Here is a 19,090-nt window from a genome sequence, read left to right on the forward strand (position 1 = left end):
TATCAGTATTTTGCCGTCACGGCTGCCGCCCGCCTGAAAAATAATGGCTGAAAAAATTCATGAGCCGCGCCAAAGATTCGCTATCATTTTCCAAATGAAATGGGCTCCGGGGCCGCCTTTCGGCTTTCGTCGAGCCGAATTTTTGCCGGGCTGAAAGCACCGGTGCCGGCTTATTATCAAACGACTTCGGAGAAAACCGGATGACAGCGCAGCGGCTTGTAAGGCAATTCTGTACCGCCCGCGACACGGCCGACCGGCTTGCGGAACGGGCGCCGATCGAATTCGTGCCGGCCTCTGAGCCTGGAGGCCCCGCGGTTTTCATCGACACCCAGGTCAAGTTTCAGGCGTTTCTGGGATTCGGCGGCGCTTTCACCGAAGCGGGGGCAACGACGCTGGACAGAATGCCCGCCTCGTTGCGCCAGGAAATTCTGGCGGCCTATTTTTCGCCGCAGCAAGGCCACGGTTACACCGTATGCCGGACCCCTATCAACAGCTGCGATTTCTCGCTCGGCAACTATGCCTACGCAGAGGTCGAGGACGATGTCGAGCTGAAACACTTCAGCATCGACCGGGACAGGCGAACCCTGATACCGATGATACGCGACGCGATCGAACTGGCCGGCGGGCAGCTCAGCCTGTTCGCTTCGCCGTGGAGCCCGCCGGCCTGGATGAAGACGAACCGGCGGATGAACGGCGGCGGCCGGCTGAAACCCGAGTACCGTCAGGCCTGGGCCGATTATTACGTCCGCTACGTTCGGGAATACGGGAAAGCGGGCATCCCGATCTGGGGAGTGACCGTGCAGAACGAGCCGGAAGCCTCGCAAACCTGGGATTCCTGCCTCTATACCGGCGAGGAAGAGCGCGATTTCGTTAGGGATTATCTCGGCCCGGCCCTGCATCGCGTCGGGCTCGCCGATGTCAGACTGATCATCTGGGACCACAACCGCGACCGGATGGTTGAACGGGCCAAAATCGTCCTGGACGATCCGGACGCCGCGCGCTATGTCTGGGGGATCGGCTTCCATTGGTATTGCGGCGATCATTTCGACAATGTCCAATTGACGCACGATGCCTACCCGGACAAACACCTGATTTTTACCGAGGGCTGCCAGGAAGGCTGGCCGCATCTCGGCGCCTGGGAGCCCGGCGAGCGCTATGCCCGTTCGATCATCCAGGACCTTAACCGTTGGACGGCAGCCTGGGTGGACTGGAACCTGGTTCTGGACGAGAACGGCGGGCCGAACCACGTGAATAATTTCTGCAGCGCGCCGATCATTGCCGACACGCAAGCCGGGGCGGTTCGCTATCAAAGTTCCTACTATTACATCGGGCATTTCTCGCGCTTCATTCGTCCCGGCGCCCGCCGGGTCGTTTGCGCCAGTACCTCGGATGCGCTCGAATCGACCGCGTTTTTGAACGCCGACGGCACGGTGGCCGCCGTGGTGTTGAACCGCTCCAGCCAAGCGATCGACTTTGATCTGAAGATTCCGGGATTACAGGCCAAGACCGCCATTCCCGCCCGCGGAATCAAGACTTATCTTTTCGACGATCGACGATGAACTCGCCGGAACGCTTTGCCGGGATCCCCGCCTTGAACGATTTCGCCGGTTGCGCTGAAATCAAAACATTCTGAAACTGCATCATGAATCAGACCTACGCTTTCAGAGACGATTACCGCTGTTTCGTGATCGAGCAGTACAACGAACGGCCGCCTTTCGCCGGTTTTTTGCCGGGGATTGCCGGTATCCGGGGGCGCCCCGCCTGGGCTTTTTACGTCAATCGCGGCCAAGCCGTCGCGAGTTTCGGCATCCGCAACAAGGACGGGGCTTTTTTGGAGTTTTATCCGGCCGACAAGGCGTATCAACTCACTCCATCCCGCGGCTTCCGGACCTTTCTGAAGCTTGCCGATCGCGATCGGATGATCGCCCACGAACCTTTCCAGCGCCGGGCAGGGCCGGATGTCATTCAGCGCCTCTACGTGACAGCCCACGAAGTCGGGGTCGATGAGATCAATCCCTGCGTGGGGATCCGCATCCGGGCCGATATGTTCACCTTGCCGGAAGAAGCGTTCGTGGCGGGCCTGGTCAGACGGGTCGAAATCGTGAATCTCTCCGCGCAGTCCCGCATCATCGAGATCGTCGACGGTTTGCCGCAAGTTTTGCCTTACGGACTCAATCAATGGGGCGTCAAGTTCATGAGCCGGACCTCGGAAGCCTTCATGCGGGTCGAAGGGGTAGAGCAAAACCGGCCTTTTTATCGACTGAAGGTTTGGCCGTCCGACACCCCGGAGGTCGAACCGGTGATACCGGGCCATTTTTTCGTGGGTTTTTTGAACGGCGAGCGTAACCGTGCGGTGGTGGATGCCGAGCGGGTTTTCGGCCTGGCGGGCGATTTATCCAGGCCGGAACGCTTTTTCTCCGAAGATCGGCCGGATTTTTCCACTCAAGTGACGTCCAACCGGACGCCCTCGGCTTTCCAGGCAATGACCCTCGAACTCCGGCCGGGAGAGCGCCGGGTATTTTACGGCCTATACGGCCATGCGCCTTCGCTGCCGGACCTGGACTCATTTCTGGCCGGGATCGATGCGGAGAGCTTTTTCGAGGCGAAACGGGCGGTCAACCGCCGCTTGCCGGAGGGCATCACTCGGCCTGCCTTTACCGCAACCGCCCGCCCGCTGTTCGATGCGCACGTCCGTCAGTGTTATCTGGACAACGGCCTGCGCGGCGGTTTTCCGACCGCCGTGCCGGGCGGCGCGCGCCTGTATCTGTTCGGCCGCAAGCATGGCGATCTGGAGCGGGATTACAACGATTTTCTGCTCCGGGATACGCCGTTTTCGGAAGGCAACGGCGATTTTCGCGACGTGCTGCAAAACCGCCGACTGGACCTCTTTTTCGATCCGGCCCTGGATGCCAAAAACATCCGCTATTTCTTCAACCTGATCCAGCCGGACGGCTACAATCCTTGTTCGCTCAGGAATTCAAGTTTCGCTGTCGAGTCGCCTCAGAACTTTGCGTCTTATTCCGGCCGGTTTCCGGCGCTGGAAAAGTTGTTCGACCGCGAGTTTAAATACGCGGAGCTCTGGACGGCGCTCGAACAAGCCGCGTCCGAGCGGCCGGCGATCTTGCAGGACATTCTGGCGCAGGCGCAGGAAGTCGAGGATGCGGAATTCGACCGGGGCTATTGGAGCGATCACTGGACCTATCTGGTGGATTTGCTGATCAATTACCAGGCCGTTTATCCGGACCGCCTGCAGGGTTTGTTTCTGGAAAAAACCTATACCTTTTTCGATCCCACCCATGCGGTCTTGCCTCGCGCCGAAAAATACGTGATGACCGCCCGAGGCGTGCGCCAGTTCGGCGCGGTGCGGGCGCGTTCCGACAAGATGGCCTTGATCAAATCCCGAACCCGGCGCCGCTACCAGGTCCGCGCCCAAGGTGGGCAGGGCGAGATCGTCTATACCACGCTGCTCGGCAAGATTCTGACGCTCGTGGTGAATAAACTGGCTTCCCTGGACCCGGGCGGCGTGGGGATCGAAATGGAGGCCGACCGGCCGGGCTGGTGCGACGCGTTGAACGGCCTGCCCGGCCTGTTCGGTTCGTCCGTAAACGAGACGATCGAGCTCAAGCGCCTGGTCGACTTCACTGCGCAAGCGCTGGCCGATCTGCAAGGCGAATTTTCCTTGCCGGCGGAACTGGCCGATTTCATGGCCGGGCTGGAAGCGCTGCTGCAGCGCCCGAACCTGACGGATGACTCCTTCTGGCGGGACGGCGGGGCTTTGAAGGAAGCCTATCGGGACAAGACCTTCATGGGCTTTGCGGGCGCCGAACGGCCGGGTTCGATTGCCGGCTTGCGGGCCTTTTTGAAGACGGTTTCGTCTCATCTGGACGCGGCGATCGTCAAAGCGCGCAGGCCGGAAGGGATCATTACCTATTTTGCCTATGAAGCGGCGCAGTACCGGAAAATCGGGCCGGGCCGGGCGGAAGTGATACGCTTTCGCCAAAAACCGCTGCCGCTGTTTCTGGAGGGTTTCGTGCATGCGCTGCGCATCGCGGAACCGCAAGAGGCCCGCGCCTTGTATGAGGCGGTAAATCAGTCGGCATTGTTCGATGACAAGCTGGGCATGTACCTGCTGAACGCTCCGCTCGGGGAAAATGCCCTGGACCTGGGCAGGATCGGCATTTTCAACTACGGCTGGCTGGAGAACGGCTCGATCTTCCTGCACCTGCATTACAAATTCGTGCTGGAAATGGTGCGGGCCGGTCTGGTCAATGAATTCTACCGCCGGATCGACCAACTGCTGGTGGCCTTTCACGATCCCGCCGAATACGGGCGCAACCCGGCCGAAAGCTCCAGCTTTCTGGTCAGCAGCGGTTTCACCGTCGATCCGCGCCAGCACGGGCGCGGCTGCGTCGCGCGCCTGTCGGGCTCGACGGTCGAGCTTTTGCACCTGTGGCTTTACCTTTTCCTCGGGCCGGAGCCTTTCGTCGCCGAGCGGGGAAAACTGCGCTTCCGTCCCGCGCCGCTGCTGTCGAAGTCGTTTTTCATGGCGGATGCGCAATGCGTTCACCCTTTCGGTACGGAAGAGAAATTGCCGGCCGGCAGCGCGGCCTGCGCCTTATTCGGATCGACTCTGCTGGTTTATCGCAATCCCCAGTGCAGGGATACCTTCGGCTCCGCTGCGGCGATGCCGCGCCGTTACCGTTTGTACGGCCGGGACGGCAGCGAGCGGACGATCGAGGGCCGGGAACTGGAAGGCCGGGCGGCGGAGTCGCTACGGCTGGGCCTTTTCCGGCGCGTCGAGGTCGAGCTGGAATGATGAATCTTATTTCGGCCGCCAGACACAGGTCGCTGCTGGGTTCGTTCTGCGGGATGATCGCCTCGATGAGGATGCCCCCCGCTGCCGCATTGCCTGCAAGCAGCGGTGAAAAGGTACGCACAGCGCACTCTATAGCGACTTGCCCCTTGGAAAGGGTGTATCGCGATGAGCGCTTTGCGAAAAATGATTTACTTGGATTTTTTGGTTTTCTTGACCGTTTTTTGGCTGGCGGCCGGCTTTACGGTCTTTTTCTTTGTGACGGCGGTTTTCTGGGCGGTCCGCGTTACGCCGCTGCGTTTGCCTGGGGCGGTCTTGGCTCGGACGGCCGGAGCGTTGCGTTTGGCGGCGGCTTTTTGGGCGGCCTGCTTTCCGGCGGCAAGGCGATGATAGCCTGAAGCGGTCCGAAGCGGCTTGTGCGCGCGGTAATGCTTGGCGGCGGGCTGTCTGTCTACGACGCGGTGATAGTTGCCGTCGCCGGCCGCGGAAGCGGCCTGGATGCCAGGATGCTTGCCGCAGTCGAGCTGATAGGGCGGTTCGCCCGATGCGCTGGCGGTCATCATGCCGATGTTGCGGTAGGAACCGTCGCCGTAACGGTTGGAGAAGCCCGCATCCATCATGTTCATCATCAACTGGTAACGTTCGGCGCTGGTCGAGCCGCCCAGGATGATTCCGATCAAGCGTTTGCCGTTTTGCAATGCGGAACTCATCAGGTTGAAGCCCGAGCCGCAGGTAAAGCCGGTTTTCATCCCTTCCGCGCCGGGATAGCGGGCCGTGAATTTGTTGATGCCGTGCAGTTCACGGCCTTTGAAGAAAAAGCCGTGGCTGGCGAAATAGGGATAATAGTTCGGAAAATGCTTCATGATTTTCCAGGCCAGGACGGCCAGATCGCGGGATGTGGTGACCTGCAGATCGTTCGGCAGGCCGGTCGCGTTCATGAAGCGGGTATTGTACATGCCCAGTTGGCGCGCTTTGGCGGTCATTTGCCCCGCGAAAGCCTCTTCGGTGCCGCCCAAATGCTCGCCGAGCACGACCGCCGCATCGTTCGCCGAGCGGGTAATCACCGCCAGGATGGCTTCTTCGACGGTCAGGATTTCGCCTGCGCGGAGTCCCAGCTTGCTTTGCGGCTGCCGGGAAGCATGGTAGGAAGCGGTCATGCCGTCATGCAGTCCGATACGCCCCTGGGCCAGCGCCTCAAAGGCCATGTACAGCGTCATCACCTTGGTCAGCGAAGCGGGATACCAGGGATGCGTCGCGTCGATTTCATGCAGGACATTGCCGTTTTCGGCATCGATCAGGATCGCGGCATGACGCGCGTGGGCGGCGCCGGCCGCCAGCAGCGCGCCGAACGTCAGCAGGACAATAACAAACGACTTTACTTTACGCATTGAAAAAATCTCGAAAACTCTGACCGATCCAAAACAGGCCGGGGTGCAAGGAGGGGCTGACTGATTGGAGTAAAGCAGGTCGACCGCAATGATCTCCGAAGAAATCAGGGCGATTTAAGCGGTATGCCGCATAAACTCCGCGGCAAGGAGACAAAAGTTTTTCATCCTGGCAGCTCGATCCCTAAATCCGACTTAAGCAGAAACCCGTCTTTATTATTTTAGCAAAGACTGAAAAGGGGAGAAATGTATTTGTAACGGCTTTGACATCCCACTCAGGATACTTGTTAACCATAGAAATCAATCCCGCTTGCCGTGGTCGGGCGGCGGAACCAGATTGTCCAGACATTCGTAGGGGGGCTCTCCCGCACAGATTCCCCAGGAGTCTCCGAATAAGCCCTCCTTTTGGGATTTCCAGGGTTCCGAGAAGGCTTCGAAAATCACCGAAGACCATCGGTTTTCGGCCATTTTTTCCAGCGTGGAGCGGATCACCAACGCCTGGTTCCGGCGCCCGGCGATACCGCAATGCTCGCCGGTGCGTGCGTTCACTTCGGTCCCGCCTTCGGGCGCATAAGGCCAGCCGAATTCGGTCAGGATTACCTCGACGTCGGGGTAAGTGCGCCTGATCTCATTCAGGCGCTGGACATGGAAGTCGGCGGCTTTTTCGGCGGGGGTACACGAATGCACGCCCGCGTGCTTGTTTTCCCACCAGGGAAAGATATTGGTCCCTATCCAGTCGACCCGGTTGGCGAAAACGGTTTGCTGGCACGGGGTGGCGCGGTTGCACCATTCCCACCAGGTGTCGATCGTGGTAATAGGCTGGGCAATCTTCGCTTCGCGCATCGCGTCGAGGCAGCGGATGATCTCGCTGTCCAGCGCAGTACCGTGGCGGGTCCGGACTTCCGATCCGCAGCTGAGCTTGATGATCGTGTTCGGATAAGTCCGGGCGAGCGCGATGCCGTGCGAGATCGATGCCGAGTTGACGGCAACATCGTCGTCGAGCCAGAGGATTGCGATCACCTTGATTCCGCGGGCCTCGGCCGCCGCGAAGGTCGCATCGAGGCCGTTCAGGACGCCGTAGGTCATGATGCAGCGGAAAGGCGTCTTTTCGACCAGTACGTCGAGCAGTTGCTCGATCCGGGCTTTCGACGGATGCGGGCCGTAATCGGGATTCAGTCCTTTCACGTAGGGGCTGAAGGCGACGCACTGGAGCGCTTCCGATTGGGGCGGCGTCTGGGGTGCTCCCGGATTTTCGCGCGCCGCGGCGGGCCGGAAGGTCATCAGCAGCAATGACAGCGCTAAAAGGAAGAAGATTTGTCTCATGAAAACCTATGAAGATGCGGAAACGGCGAAAACGGTGCGGACGGAGCGGCACAATGCCGTTAAGTTAAGGAACTCGGTAGACCGGATAAGCGAAGCGCCCTTTTGTGCTCTATGGGTATCCGGCGTCCGTGTGGCGGATGCGCTTCGCTTATCCACCCTACAGGGTACTTCCCTTTTAACTTAACGGCATCGGGGGAAGTATGTCCCGTCCGGCAGGGATATTGCCGATCTATCGCCCGTCAATCGGCCTTGCGTTTGAGCGCCTGTTTCGCCTGATGCCAGAAGGCGTCGAGTTCGTACAGGTCGCAATCGGTCAAACTGCGCCCCGAGGAAGCGACCTGCCGTTCGATATAATGAAAGCGGCGCGTGAACTTTCTGGTGCTTTCCTTCAGCGCCAGTTCGGGATTCACGTCGAGATGCCTTGCCAGGTTCACGACCACCAGCAGCAGATCACCGATTTCCTCGCGAATGTGATGGGGATCGCCCGACTTCCAGGCTTCCCTGACTTCTTCGAGTTCCTCCATCACCTTGTCGAACACCGGCGGCGTATCGGGCCAGTCGAAGCCGTGCCGGGCGGCACGGTCCTGGATCTTTTCGCATTCGAGCAGGGCGGGGAGGCTGGCCGCGACGCCCGCCAGCACGCTGGCCGGCTCCTCCGGCTTCGCTTTCGCCTGGCGTTCCTCGTCCTTGGCCTGTTCCCAGGCTGCCTGCCGCTCCGCGTCGGTTTCGAAGACCGCGTCCGCAAACACATGCGGATGCCGGCGGATCAGCTTGTCGCAGAGGCTTTGGGAAACCTGCTCGAAATCGAACAGGCCGTGCTCCTTCGCAAGCTGCGCATGAAAGACCACCTGCAGCAGCAGATCGCCGAGTTCGGCGCGCAGATCGTCCATGTCGTTGCGCTCGATCGCGTCGACGACTTCGTATGCCTCTTCGATCAGGTAAGGGATCAGCGTCGCGAAATCCTGCTTGAGGTCCCAGGGGCAGCCTTGTTCGGGATCGCGCAGGCGCGCCATGATGTCCAGCAGGTGTTGGGTATTTTTCAGCATGTCGGTCAGAACTCGGCGTCGAAGCTTTCACGGTAGCGCTGTTTGAAAGCCTCCGTGTCGAAGCTGTGGTTCTGCGTGCCGTTATGCTCGATCTTGATCGTGCCCATCAGGGAGGCGATCCGGCCGGTCACTTCCCAGTCGAATTCGTTCATCAGGCCGTACAGCAGGCCCGCGCGGTAGGCATCGCCGCAGCCGGTCGGGTCGAGCAGTTGTTTCGGCTGGGCGGAAGGAATTTCGATGCAGCGGCCGTGGGTATAAATTTTCGAGCCTTGTGCGCCGAGCGTCACGATCAACGCCTCGACGCGCCCGGCCAGTTCCGGAAGCGACAGGCCGGTGCGCTGCTGCAGCAGTTCGGACTCGTAATCGTTGACCACCGCCCAGGTAGCCTGGCCGAGGAAGGTCAGGAGCTCTTCGCCGTCGAACATCGGAATGCCCTGGCCCGGATCGAAGATGAACGGAATGTCGAGTTCCTTGAACTGCGCCGCATGCAGCAGCATGCCGTCCCTGCCGTCCGGCGATACGATGCCGATCGTAATGTCGTCCCGGTTGGTCGGTACCGAATTCAGGTGCGATTCGCTCATCGCGCCCGGATGGAACGCGGTGATCTGGTTGTCGTCTTCGTCGGTGGTGATATAAGCCTGTCCGGTGTAATGGTTGTCGAGAATCCGGATGAATTCCCGCGACAGGCCGTTCTGGCAGAGCCATTGCATGTAGGGTTCAAAATCGTGGCCGACGGTCGCCATGATCAAGGGATCTTCGTCGAGCAGGCCCAGGTTGTAGGCGATGTTGCCCGCGCAGCCGCCGAACTCGCGGCGCATCACCGGCACCAGGAACGACACGTTCAGGATGTGCACCTTGTCCGGCAGGATGTGGTTCTTGAAGCGGTCATGGAAGACCATGATCGTGTCGTAGGCCATCGAACCGCAGATCAATGCGCTCATGATTTAACTCCTATTAAAATATAAGTCCAAGTGATGGCGGCCCAGACCAGCGACAGCATCACGGCGGCGGAACCGATGTCTTTGGCCCGGCCCGACAACTCGTGGCGTTCCAGCCCGACCCGGTCGACGGTCGCCTCGATCGCCGAATTCAACAGCTCGACCAGCAAGACCAGCACCACGCTGCCGATCAGCAGCAGTTTTTCGATCGGCGTCCGGCCCAGCCAGATCGCCAACGGCGTGGTGACCAGGAATATCAATACTTCCTGTCTGAAGGCTTCTTCATGTGTCCAGACGGCTTTGAAGCCGGCCGCCGAAAAGCTGCACGCATTGAGGATGCGTTTAAACCCTTTTTCAGTTTGATATGCCATGCATTACTACAAAATTGTTTTGAAACGGATTGATGCGTCCGGGCGCCTATTCGGCCTCGATCATCGCTTGATAGGCATCGGCGTCCATTAAGTTGCTCAGTTCGGAAGCCTCTGCGGTTTTTACGCAAAAAATCCAGGTATCGTAGGGCGCGTCATTGATTTGCTCGGGACTGTCGGACAAGGACTCGTTGACCTCGACAACTTCTCCCGAGACCGGGCTGTACAAGTCGGAGGCGGTTTTGACCGATTCGACCACCGCGCATTGTTCCTTGGCCTTCACCCGGCGGCCCACCTCGGGCAGCTCGACGTATACTAGATCGCCCAGCTCCTGCTGCGCGAAATCGGTAATGCCGACGCGCACCACGTTGCCGTTTTCCAGTTTGGCCCATTCGTGGGTCGCGGCATATTTCAGACTGTTCGGCAAATCACTCATCTCGTCCTCTCCTGATCATTTACAAAATCTTTAAGCTGCGCAAGCCTGCGCCAGACGTTCGTTTTTTGCCCATCATACCATCTAAATGCGTGCTTTCTCTACCAAGCCTGGGAAAACGCCGGCGCTGCGGCATCCGCTCCCCTGCAAAACCGCGGCCGGGAATCCGCCGGCAGCCCGGCGCGAAGATTTCATTGGCCGTAATCCTGAAGCGAGTATATTGTGGGGCGCGGGAGTCCAAATTTATGTCGATTTTTCGGGTCAACGTCCTATGAAAAATATTCATCGCATGCTGGAAGACATCAAACAGGAAACGCAGTCCACCGCCTTTCTGACCGGCCGCAAAGCGCTTTCGCCGGAGGTGATGGCGGCGATGAGGAAGGTGCCGCGCGAGCAGTTTGTCGCGCCCGGCATGGAACCGATGGCGTTCGACAACGGCCCCTTGCCGATCGGTTACGGGCAGACCATCTCTCAGCCGTTCATCGTCGCGCTGATGACCGATCTGCTCGGCGCCAAACTGACCGACAGGATCCTGGAGATCGGCACCGGTTCGGGTTACCAGTCCGCGATTCTGTCGCTCCTGGCGGGGCAGGTTTATACGGTCGAGGTGATAGAGGACTTGAGCGTCGAAGCCGCAGCCCGTTTCGAAAAGCTCGGCTATCGGAATATTCACGTGAAGACCGGCAACGGCTATGAAGGCTGGCCGGAACAGGCCCCGTACGACGGCGTGATCGTCACCGCCGCCGCGCCTTATATTCCCGAGCCGTTGATCGCGCAACTGAAAGCGGGCGGCCGGCTGGTGATTCCGGTCGGCCGGCCTTTCGAGCACCAGGAGTTGATCGTGCTGGAAAAACAGGAGCACGGTGACAACAAGCTCGGCAAGATCCTCGATGTTGCCTTTGTGCCTTTGGTGGATAAGGATCATTTGAAAAAATGGCACTAATCGCAAGCGCAAAGGTCGCATAGCTAAATTCGGAGGAAGGAACTTCGCCATGATCTATCCAACCTGTATGCGGACTGCGGTATTGCTGCTCTTTTTCGCGGGTTTCGCCCGCGCCGAAACCGATGCCTACGTACCGCAGCGCGCGGCGATGGTGGCCGAGATCGAAGCGAATATGGCGTAGACGGCGGGGCTTTTGGGGCGGAAAGGGCTGTCTTCCGAGGTCAGGGCGGCATTGGGCAAAGTACCCAGGCACCAGTTCGTCGGCGAGGAGATGCGGCCGTATGCCTATCAGAACCGTCCCCTGCCGATCGGCCACGGCCAGACCATTTCGCAGCCTTACATCGTCGCGGTGATGACCGAGTTGCTTGATGCGAAGCCCGGCGACAAGGTGCTCGAAATCGGCACCGGTTCGGCCTACCAGGCGGTGGTGCTCGGCGCGGTCGGCGCCGAAGTGTACACCATCGAAATTGTCGAACCTCTGGCGGCCGCCCGCGAGCGGATCGCCAGACTCGGGCTTGCGAACATCCATACCCGTACCGGCGACGGCTACTACGGCTGGCCCGAAGCGGCGCCGTTCGACGCGGTGCTGGTCACCGCGGCCGCCAGCCATATTCCGCCGCCTCTGATCAAGCAGCTGAAGCCCGGAGGGCGCATGCTGACTCCGGTCGGCGACTGCTTCAATGTGCACTTATATTCGGTTAGGACTATACGCCAATGACTGCCAGCTTCAAGAAAAGCAAACTTGGGTTCGGACTCGCTGTCCTGGTCCCGATTTTCTTTTTGTTCGGCATCGGCCTTTTTTTCGAGCAAGGTATCATCATTCCGGTCAAAGGCCCCGCTCCCAGGGATTGGAATCCGGCGTCTTTCTGGAGCCCCGTCTGGGGTGCGTCCGGCGTCCATAAAGGGATCGATATTTTCACCCCGCGCGGAACGGACGCGCTGGCGGCGGTTTCCGGGCTGGTCGTGTTCCAGGGCGAATTGAAACTGGGGGGTAAGGCGCTGGCGGTACTCGATCCGAAATGGCGGCTGCACTATTATGCGCATCTGGATTCGGCCGCGGTCAGAGCCGGGGAATGGGTATCTCAGGGAAGCGTCGTCGGCAAGGTCGGGAATACCGGCAATGCCCGCGCCAGGCCGCCGCATCTGCATTACTCGCTCATCAGCTTGATTCCCCGCTTCGGCCGCTATTCCGGCCAGGCGGAGGACTGGAAGCTGATGTTTTTTCTCAACCCCGCGGATTATCTGGGTTAGGGCATGAAAAAGGTGAAGGCAGCGGCTCGGAGAGACCTGCCAGGTTTTAAAAACCTGGCAGGTCTTAGGCCGCGAATTTCCCGGTTGCGGATGCGCCGCAACTAAAGGCTTGCCGCCTGCTGCAGCGGCCAGTCCCGATAATTGAACACCTGGCCGTTTTCGCGCACTTTCGCGATTTCGTCCGGATCGATTTCCGCGAATACCCACTGCGCCGCGTTCAGTTCGCCGATCGCCAGAATGCCGTTATCCGGAAAGCCGCGGTCGACCGGTGTATAGATTGCCGCCGCGCCGATATTCACGTCCACCGCTTCGGACCAGGGCGCCAGTCCCACCGTCGGCGACTGCACCACATAGCACTGGTTTTCGAGCGCGCGCGCCTGGCAGCCGATCCGGACCCGATGATAGCCGGCCAGCGTGTCGGTGCAGCTCGGCACCAGGATCAGATTCGCACCCGCCTCGACTTGTTTCCGCGCCAGCATCGGGAATTCGCTGTCGTAACAGATATTGATCGCGATCCGGCCGTATTCGGTATCGAAACACTTCAGTTCGAGGCCGCGATTGATCAGCCACTGCTCGTTCTCGAAGCGGGTCATCATCATCTTGTCCTGATAGTCGAACTCGCCGTTCGGCATGAACAGGTAGGCGCGGTTGCGGTAAATCTCGCCTTCGATCCGGACCGGAAAGGTGCCGGACTGGATATAGCAGCCATGTTGATGAGCGAGTCCGCGGTGCAGCTCGATGTAACCGTCCAGCAGCGACTGCATCGCCGTGAGCTGTTTGCTCAGCGACGCATAGATGTCCCGGCCGAACAGCGAGGCGAGCTCCATGCTGCCGTATTCGGGAAACAGCAGGATCTTCGCGCCCTCGGCGGCGGCTTCGTTAACCCAGCGCTCGATTTTTTGCCGGTAGGCGTCCCAGTTTTCCAGGAAGCCGATGTCGTATTGGGCGGCGGCGATCTTAACTTTCATGCTTCAGCCAGAAGGTCATCGGTTTCGGGGTTTCGACCGCGTCGTCCAAGTCTTTCCAGAGATAGGTCGTCTTCAGTTCGGGATGTTTTACGTAGCCGCGCTTGTTCCAGAATTTGTCGAGCGGCACGTAATCGGCCGGCCGGCGCGGGTGGTCGGCCGGGCGTTCGACGCAGCAGAAGGTGATGTACTTGAAACCGCCCAGTTCCTGCGCATGCGCCTCGCGCTCCTCGAAAAAGCGCACACCGATGCCGAGGCCGCGATAATGCTTGTCCAGCACCGATTCGCTGCAATAAAAGATTTCGCTTAGGTCGTAGCCGTTTTCGATGAACGGTCGCTGCATTTCTTCAGTTTCGTACTGCATCGGGATCGCAGTCGAGGCGCCGACGATCTTGTCGCCGTCGAACGCAATCACGATCACGCTTTGCGGGCAGTTCAGATAGGTTTGCAGGTATTTCTCTTCGTATTCGTAGGTGCCGTCGTACAAATACGGAAATTCGCGGAATACCTGGATTCTCAAGCGGGCTAGCTCCTTGATGTAAGGCTCGATGGCTTTGCCGCTAAATCTTTCGATGCGAATAGTGTTAGACATGAATGGTTTAAAAACGGTATGAAAAAACGGCAATATTTTACCAAAGCTTAGGCGCGAATGCGCAGCCCCGTCGATTTAGCCCTATCGAAACACGGGCTTTGCTTCGAGTAACAAATCGTTCAATCATGCATTTTCAGCCACGCGATACCGGGTATTTTCTCTTCAACTGCATCAACCGTCTTACGCACGGGTTTTGAACTCGACTTCGTTGAAAGATGCATTCGGCGTCAATGCGATCATTTTGTGCAACTGGGTCAGTTCAACCTGCTGCTTTTGCCCGCCGTTGTCGATCACCAAAAACTCCCGTTTTTCGGGAGAGGTCAGCACATCGAGCGCCTTGCCTTCGATCACTTCGCCTCCCTTCAAGACGAGTTCGACCCGGTAGTTGTGCATGCAGGCCACTTCGATATAGTCGTGAAGGTCGCAGGAAATAAGGTGTTCAGTCATGGCTTTACTCCGTCGATTATCCAATGGGTAAGGGGAGCCCGATGTAACAAGGCAGCAGTGAATCTTCCGGCAGCGGGCTCCGGCTGGAATCAATAAGGTTGTAACCGCTTCGCCTCGACCGTCTTGCCGATTCGCGCCTTGATGTTCAGTTCCTCGCCGTTGCGCAGGATATCCATATTGACCTGGTCGCCGACCTGCATCAAGGCGATTTGATTGTGCAGCTTGGTGGCCGATTCCACCGGCTGGCCGTTGACGGCGATGACTACGTCGCCGCGCTCCAGTCCCGCTTTCTCGGCCGCCGAGCCGGAAACGATGCCGGCGATCACCGCGCCGTGCTGCTGGCGGATCCCGAATGCGTTGGCCAGGGCCGGCGTCAGGTCCTGGATCTGGACGCCCAGTTGTCCGCGTTGAATCTTGCCGAAATGGATGATCTGATTGGCCACCTGATTGGCCAGATTGATCGGAATCGCGAAGCCGATGCCGACGTTGCCGCCGCTGGGGCCGACGATCGCGGTATTGATTCCGACCAGTTCGCCGTTCAGGTTGACCAGAGCGCCTCCTGAGTTGCCGGGATTGATCGAGGCGTCGGTTTGAATGAAGTCTTCGTAGCCCTCGATACCCAGGCTGGTACGGCCCAGCGCACTGACGATGCCGGACGTGACGGTCTGACCCAGCCCGAAAGGGCTGCCGATGGCGACCACGAAATCGCCTACCCGCAACTGGTCGGAATTGCCTTTGGGCAATTCGACCAGATGGCCGTTTTTGATCTGGATCAGAGCAATGTCGGTCGTCGGGTCGCTGCCGACCAGCTTCGCGTCCACGTTCTGGCCGTCCTGCAGGGTGACGGTGATCTTGTCGGCTTTGTCGATCACGTGGTTGTTGGTAAGGATATAACCTTTGCCGGCGTCGATAATCACTCCCGAGCCCAGGCTTTGCTGCTCCCGTTCCAGGGGCATGTTCGGAATGTCGAAAAACTGGCGGAAAAACGGATCTCTGAACAGCGGATTTTCTTCGAAGCGGATGCGCGTCCGGGTCGAGATGTTCACCACGCCGGGAACGACTTTTTTGAGCATCTCAGGCAAGGGATTATTCGCCAAAGGGAGAACGGCCGCCGCTTCGGTCCGGGGCAAGCCTATTGCGAATATCGGTAACAGCGCCACGACCTGGAAAAAACGGATCATTTTCGTTTTCATATTCTCGCTCCTGATTCAACCGATTACGATTTCGTAAAGGCTCTTTCATTTTAAATAAACAACCGAGTTTTACAACAGTTCAAAAATTCTGCGGCATCCGGTAGCCCAGGAGCGGGCGGACTGGCCGGTAATTCTTTGCAGGGATCTGGGCGGGCCGTATGTTAAATTTGCCTCAAAGATGTGACATACGCACTACAATTGGGCAAAATCGACAGGTAAATCGCGGAAACCGGTGGGTTTGGGGGCTTTTCGTCAATGATTCGGTATGTGGATTCAAGCTCGATGCCGTCATGGGTTTAAGCCGAAGCCCCGATCGGGTTGACGTTGTCCGCTCTGTACCGCTATGGCAGGCGAGGGGTTCGTCTTCCGGACGCTGATTTTTGGGCGGTTAAGGGAGATAGTAAAGGGATTGGCATTAAAAATGCTTGATAGACTACGTACTCTATGGACAGCGTGATTATTTTCTCCTCCTCTCTCCAATGTTGTTATGGATATGGGCGCTTAATCGACCAGGTTAAGCGCCTTTTTTTATCGGGACCGGCTGCCGGTTTACGTCACATTGTCAATACGATTTTCCCTTGCGTGTGGCCTGCTTCGATGAGTTCATGCGCCTCGGCGGCGTCTTCGAGCGCCATTCGGTTGCTGAGATGGATCTTTAACCGCCCTTGATCGATCCATTCGGCGCATTGATTCAGCATGGCGATCTGTTTGTCCCGGGCCGCATCCAAATCCCGCAGCATCGGCGTCAGCATCAGTTCGAAACCGATCAGCAGATTTCGGATTCTGGCTTCGCCCCAATTGAGTGCGCCGGGTTCGAGAATCGTGACGAGACGCCCGAAATGCGCGGTGACCGGGATGCTTTCTTCAAAAACGGACGGGCCTACCGTATCGAAGACCAGGTCGCAGCCTTTGCCGTCGGTCAGGCGGTTGACCGCTTCGGCAAAGCCGCCTTCGGTTTTGTAATCGACCGTATGGTCCGCTCCCAGCGCTTTGACAAACTCGGCTTTTTGCGCCGAACTGACCGTGGTGATTACGCGCGCGCCTTTCAGTTTCGCCAATTGAATCGCGACATGGCCTACGCCGCCCGCGCCGGCATGGACCAGCACGGTCTGGCCCGCTTCGAGGCCGCCGCGGTCAAAGAGCGCGCCCCAGGCGGTGATCAACACCAGCGGGGCGGCGGCCGCTTCGGCATACGACAGGGAAACCGGCATCGGGGCGGCCCAGCGTTGGTCCAGCACCGTATATTCGGCGTAATTGCCTTGCTCGCGGCCGAGTCCGCCGTGGCAGAACCAGACCTTGTCGCCGGGTTTGAAACGGTCCGCCGCCGAACCGACCGCGACCACTTTGCCGGCACCGTCGCAGCCCAACACCGCCGGCAGCGGGTTCGGAAAGAATACGCCCCGGCGGCGGACTTTGGTGTCGATCGGATTGACGCCGGCCGCATGCAGTTTGACCTTGATTTCGGTCGGCGAGGTGATCTGCGGTTCGTCGATTTCTTGCAGGGACAAAACTTCGGGGCCGCCGACGGCGGTCATCAGGATGGCTTTCATGGCTGTTCCTCCGGATAAGTGAATGATGTTAGACCGTGATGGCGGCGTTTTCTTTCGCGTTTTCGGGCAAATCCCGGTCGCAGCTCCATTGATTGCGGAATTCTTCATAGCTGAATTGCTTCACGCATTCCAGTCCGCCGCCGGCGGCGATATAGATATCGGGCAGATTGCAGCCGTTGAAGCGGTTTGCCTTGATCAGGCTGTAGGCGCCGACATGCTTGAAGACGACTTTGTCGCCGATCGCGAGCGGTGCGGCGAACCGGTATTCGCCGAAAAGATCGCCGGCCAGGCAGGTGCAGCCCGCCAAAATCGCCGGGTAGCTTCCGTCCGGCGCTGCTTCGGCCAGGTCGGGCCGGCGCTGGTATTCGAATACTTCCGGATGATGGTTGACGCTGGTGTCCAGGACCGCGACGGTTTTGCCGTCGCTTTCGAAAACATCCAGCACCGTCGAAATCAGGTGGCCCGCATTTCCGACCACCGCTTTGCCCGGTTCGATATAAGCCTGTACGCCGTAGCGGCTGCGGAGCCTTCGGACGGCATCGATGAACGGCCGCTGGTCGGCGATGCCGCCGTATAAATAGCCGCCGCCGAGATTGATCCACTCCAACTGCTTCAGTCTATCGCTCAGGCAGTCCTCGACTTTTTGCAGGGTTTCGGTCAGCGTCGTATAGCCGGTCGCCGCAAAGCTGTTATGCAGATGCAGGCCGGCAATACCTTGCCAGGATTCGAGGCTGGCGAGATCCTCGATCGGAACGCCGAGTTTCGAATGCGGCCGGCAGGGATCGAAGCGGACGTCGTTCAGCCCGGATAATTTCGGGTTGATCCGCAGGCCGGAAGAAACCTTGTCTCCCAGCGCCGGCGCGAAACGCCGAAACTGACCCAGTGAATTGAAGCTGATATGGCTGCACTGCGTGCTGAGAGCGTCTATCTGGTCGGGCCGGAGACCGGGCGTCGTCAAATGTACGCTGCCCGGTTTCGACAGCGCTTCCTGCGCGAGCCGGGCTTCGAACAGCGAGCTGACCGAAAAGCCGTCGACGTAGGGTTTTGCCTCCTGCAATACCCGCGACAGGGGCAGCGATTTGATCGAATAGAGCACCCGGACGTCGCTGTGTTTTTTTAGCGCCTCCAGCGCTCGCAGATTTGCAAGCAGCGCGTCCCTGTCGATCACGAACGCGGGCGAGGAGGGCAGTGCGGCTTTGATTGCGCTCAAGTTCATCGCGCCGCTCTCCGGCTTTTGCCGGTGTAAAGGTTTTTCTCGGTAACCACGAAATCCATCGGGACATCATGCGATTCCGTTTCGATCCGGTCCAGAAGCTGCGACTCGAAGCAAACGCCGAATGAAACCGCATCTTCCCGGATCTCGGCCAGTAGGCGGTCGTAATAACCGGCTCCGTTGCCGAGGCGTCTGCCGTTACGGTCGAACGCGACGCCCGGAACGACGATGACATCGAGTTCGGAAGGCGGCATTTCTTTTCCCGTTTCACCCCTGCGTGTCTGAGGTGGCTCCGGAATGTTCCAGGTGCCGGGCGTCAGTTCGGAAAGGTCTTCAAGATGCCATAGGCCGAGCTTGCGCCGTCCGTGTTCGTCCACGGTGCAATAGGGAGTCACGATGCGTTTGCGGCCGGCCAGTTCGCTACGCAGGGCCGCCAGCGTTCCGACCTCGGATTTGCAGCCGATATACCACATCGCGGTGGAAGCGGCCCGATACTCGGGCCGAGCGATCAGGCGGGCGCAGATTTCGATGCTGAGCGTATCCTTGTCGGTCTGCCGGTCGCGGGCCTGATGGGCGGCGCGGCGCTGTTGGGCTTTACGGGTAGGCATGAGCTACCATTTCGTTGCGAAA

19 protein-coding genes are annotated in these 19,090 nt (G+C 59.0%); 6 read left to right on the top strand and 13 right to left on the bottom strand.

Annotated elements, in window-relative coordinates:
- Positions 1–200: 200 nt before the first annotated feature.
- Positions 201–1,559: a glycoside hydrolase family 30 protein gene (locus tag CC94_RS0112530; RefSeq protein WP_031431106.1), complete on the top strand. Its 1,359-nt coding sequence runs from the start codon at positions 201–203 to the stop codon at positions 1,557–1,559.
- Between the two features lie 83 nt (positions 1,560–1,642).
- On the top strand, positions 1,643–4,816 hold the full coding sequence (locus CC94_RS0112535) for a hypothetical protein (RefSeq protein WP_005370277.1): 3,174 nt from the start codon (positions 1,643–1,645) through the stop codon (positions 4,814–4,816).
- A gap of 188 nt (positions 4,817–5,004) precedes the next feature.
- Here CC94_RS0112535 and CC94_RS0112540 read toward each other — a convergent pair whose 3' ends face one another.
- From CC94_RS0112540 to gcvH, 6 genes are all read right to left on the bottom strand, one after another.
- Positions 5,005–6,201 (bottom strand): D-alanyl-D-alanine carboxypeptidase family protein, encoded by a 1,197-nt coding sequence (locus tag CC94_RS0112540; RefSeq protein WP_005370280.1) that lies wholly within the window; start codon positions 6,199–6,201, stop codon positions 5,005–5,007.
- Positions 6,202–6,498: 297 nt separating this feature from the next.
- Complete coding sequence (locus tag CC94_RS0112545; RefSeq protein ID WP_005370281.1) at positions 6,499–7,521, bottom strand: glycoside hydrolase family 17 protein; 1,023 nt, start codon at positions 7,519–7,521, stop codon at positions 6,499–6,501.
- 239 nt (positions 7,522–7,760) lie between these two features.
- Positions 7,761–8,567 (bottom strand): nucleoside triphosphate pyrophosphohydrolase, encoded by an 807-nt coding sequence (mazG, locus tag CC94_RS0112550; protein ID WP_005370282.1) that lies wholly within the window; start codon positions 8,565–8,567, stop codon positions 7,761–7,763.
- Between the two features lie 5 nt (positions 8,568–8,572).
- Positions 8,573–9,508, bottom strand: a complete 936-nt coding sequence (locus CC94_RS0112555) for a carbohydrate kinase family protein (protein ID WP_005370283.1) — start codon at positions 9,506–9,508, stop codon at positions 8,573–8,575.
- Positions 9,505–9,876, bottom strand: a complete 372-nt coding sequence (locus CC94_RS0112560) for a diacylglycerol kinase (protein ID WP_005370284.1) — start codon at positions 9,874–9,876, stop codon at positions 9,505–9,507. Before CC94_RS0112560 ends, CC94_RS0112555 begins: the two co-directional genes overlap by 4 nt.
- A 46-nt stretch (positions 9,877–9,922) precedes the next feature.
- Positions 9,923–10,309: a glycine cleavage system protein GcvH gene (gene gcvH / locus CC94_RS0112565; protein WP_005370286.1), complete on the bottom strand. Its 387-nt coding sequence runs from the start codon at positions 10,307–10,309 to the stop codon at positions 9,923–9,925.
- A 268-nt stretch (positions 10,310–10,577) separates the two neighbouring features.
- On the opposite strand from gcvH, the gene CC94_RS0112570 reads away from it, so the two are divergent.
- The 4 genes from CC94_RS0112570 to CC94_RS0112580 are packed head-to-tail and all read left to right on the top strand — an operon-like array spanning position 10,578 to position 12,500.
- Positions 10,578–11,249: a protein-L-isoaspartate(D-aspartate) O-methyltransferase gene (locus tag CC94_RS0112570; RefSeq protein ID WP_005370288.1), complete on the top strand. Its 672-nt coding sequence runs from the start codon at positions 10,578–10,580 to the stop codon at positions 11,247–11,249.
- Positions 11,250–11,298: 49 nt separating this feature from the next.
- A complete protein-coding gene (locus CC94_RS25270) occupies positions 11,299–11,430 on the top strand; it encodes a hypothetical protein (protein ID WP_342633130.1) in 132 nt (43 codons plus the stop codon).
- A gap of 12 nt (positions 11,431–11,442) precedes the next feature.
- Entirely contained in the window at positions 11,443–11,967 is a 525-nt protein-coding gene (locus CC94_RS21550; protein WP_051911495.1) for a protein-L-isoaspartate(D-aspartate) O-methyltransferase, read from the top strand.
- Positions 11,964–12,500, top strand: a complete 537-nt coding sequence (locus CC94_RS0112580) for a M23 family metallopeptidase (RefSeq protein ID WP_005370290.1) — start codon at positions 11,964–11,966, stop codon at positions 12,498–12,500. The genes CC94_RS21550 and CC94_RS0112580 overlap by 4 nt, the downstream gene beginning before the upstream one ends.
- Before the next feature lie 101 nt (positions 12,501–12,601).
- Here the strand turns inward: CC94_RS0112580 and CC94_RS0112585 are convergent, their stop codons facing one another.
- From CC94_RS0112585 to CC94_RS0112615, 7 genes are all read right to left on the bottom strand, one after another.
- A complete protein-coding gene (locus CC94_RS0112585) occupies positions 12,602–13,468 on the bottom strand; it encodes a carbon-nitrogen hydrolase family protein (protein WP_005370291.1) in 867 nt (288 codons plus the stop codon).
- The gene (locus CC94_RS0112590; RefSeq protein WP_005370293.1) at positions 13,458–14,057 is read right to left on the bottom strand and encodes a GNAT family N-acetyltransferase; all 600 of its coding nucleotides are present in this window, start codon (positions 14,055–14,057) and stop codon (positions 13,458–13,460) included. The genes CC94_RS0112585 and CC94_RS0112590 overlap by 11 nt, the downstream gene beginning before the upstream one ends.
- A gap of 180 nt (positions 14,058–14,237) precedes the next feature.
- Positions 14,238–14,504, bottom strand: a complete 267-nt coding sequence (locus CC94_RS0112595; protein WP_005370298.1) for a Rho-binding antiterminator — start codon at positions 14,502–14,504, stop codon at positions 14,238–14,240.
- Between the two features lie 89 nt (positions 14,505–14,593).
- Positions 14,594–15,697 carry a Do family serine endopeptidase gene (locus CC94_RS0112600; RefSeq protein WP_031431114.1) on the bottom strand — a complete coding sequence of 368 codons (1,104 nt, stop codon included), beginning with the start codon at positions 15,695–15,697 and terminating at the stop codon, positions 14,594–14,596.
- 554 nt (positions 15,698–16,251) lie between these two features.
- Positions 16,252–17,247: a zinc-dependent alcohol dehydrogenase family protein gene (locus CC94_RS0112605; protein WP_005370301.1), complete on the bottom strand. Its 996-nt coding sequence runs from the start codon at positions 17,245–17,247 to the stop codon at positions 16,252–16,254.
- A gap of 28 nt (positions 17,248–17,275) precedes the next feature.
- Positions 17,276–18,463: a type III PLP-dependent enzyme domain-containing protein gene (locus CC94_RS0112610; protein ID WP_005370302.1), complete on the bottom strand. Its 1,188-nt coding sequence runs from the start codon at positions 18,461–18,463 to the stop codon at positions 17,276–17,278.
- Complete coding sequence (locus CC94_RS0112615) at positions 18,460–19,068, bottom strand: 5-formyltetrahydrofolate cyclo-ligase (protein ID WP_005370303.1); 609 nt, start codon at positions 19,066–19,068, stop codon at positions 18,460–18,462. Before CC94_RS0112615 ends, CC94_RS0112610 begins: the two co-directional genes overlap by 4 nt.
- Positions 19,069–19,090: the final 22 nt, after the last annotated feature.

This window comes from Methylomicrobium agile (genome assembly GCF_000733855.1).
In the GTDB taxonomy this organism is placed as follows: Bacteria; Pseudomonadota; Gammaproteobacteria; order Methylococcales; family Methylomonadaceae; genus Methylomicrobium; species Methylomicrobium agile.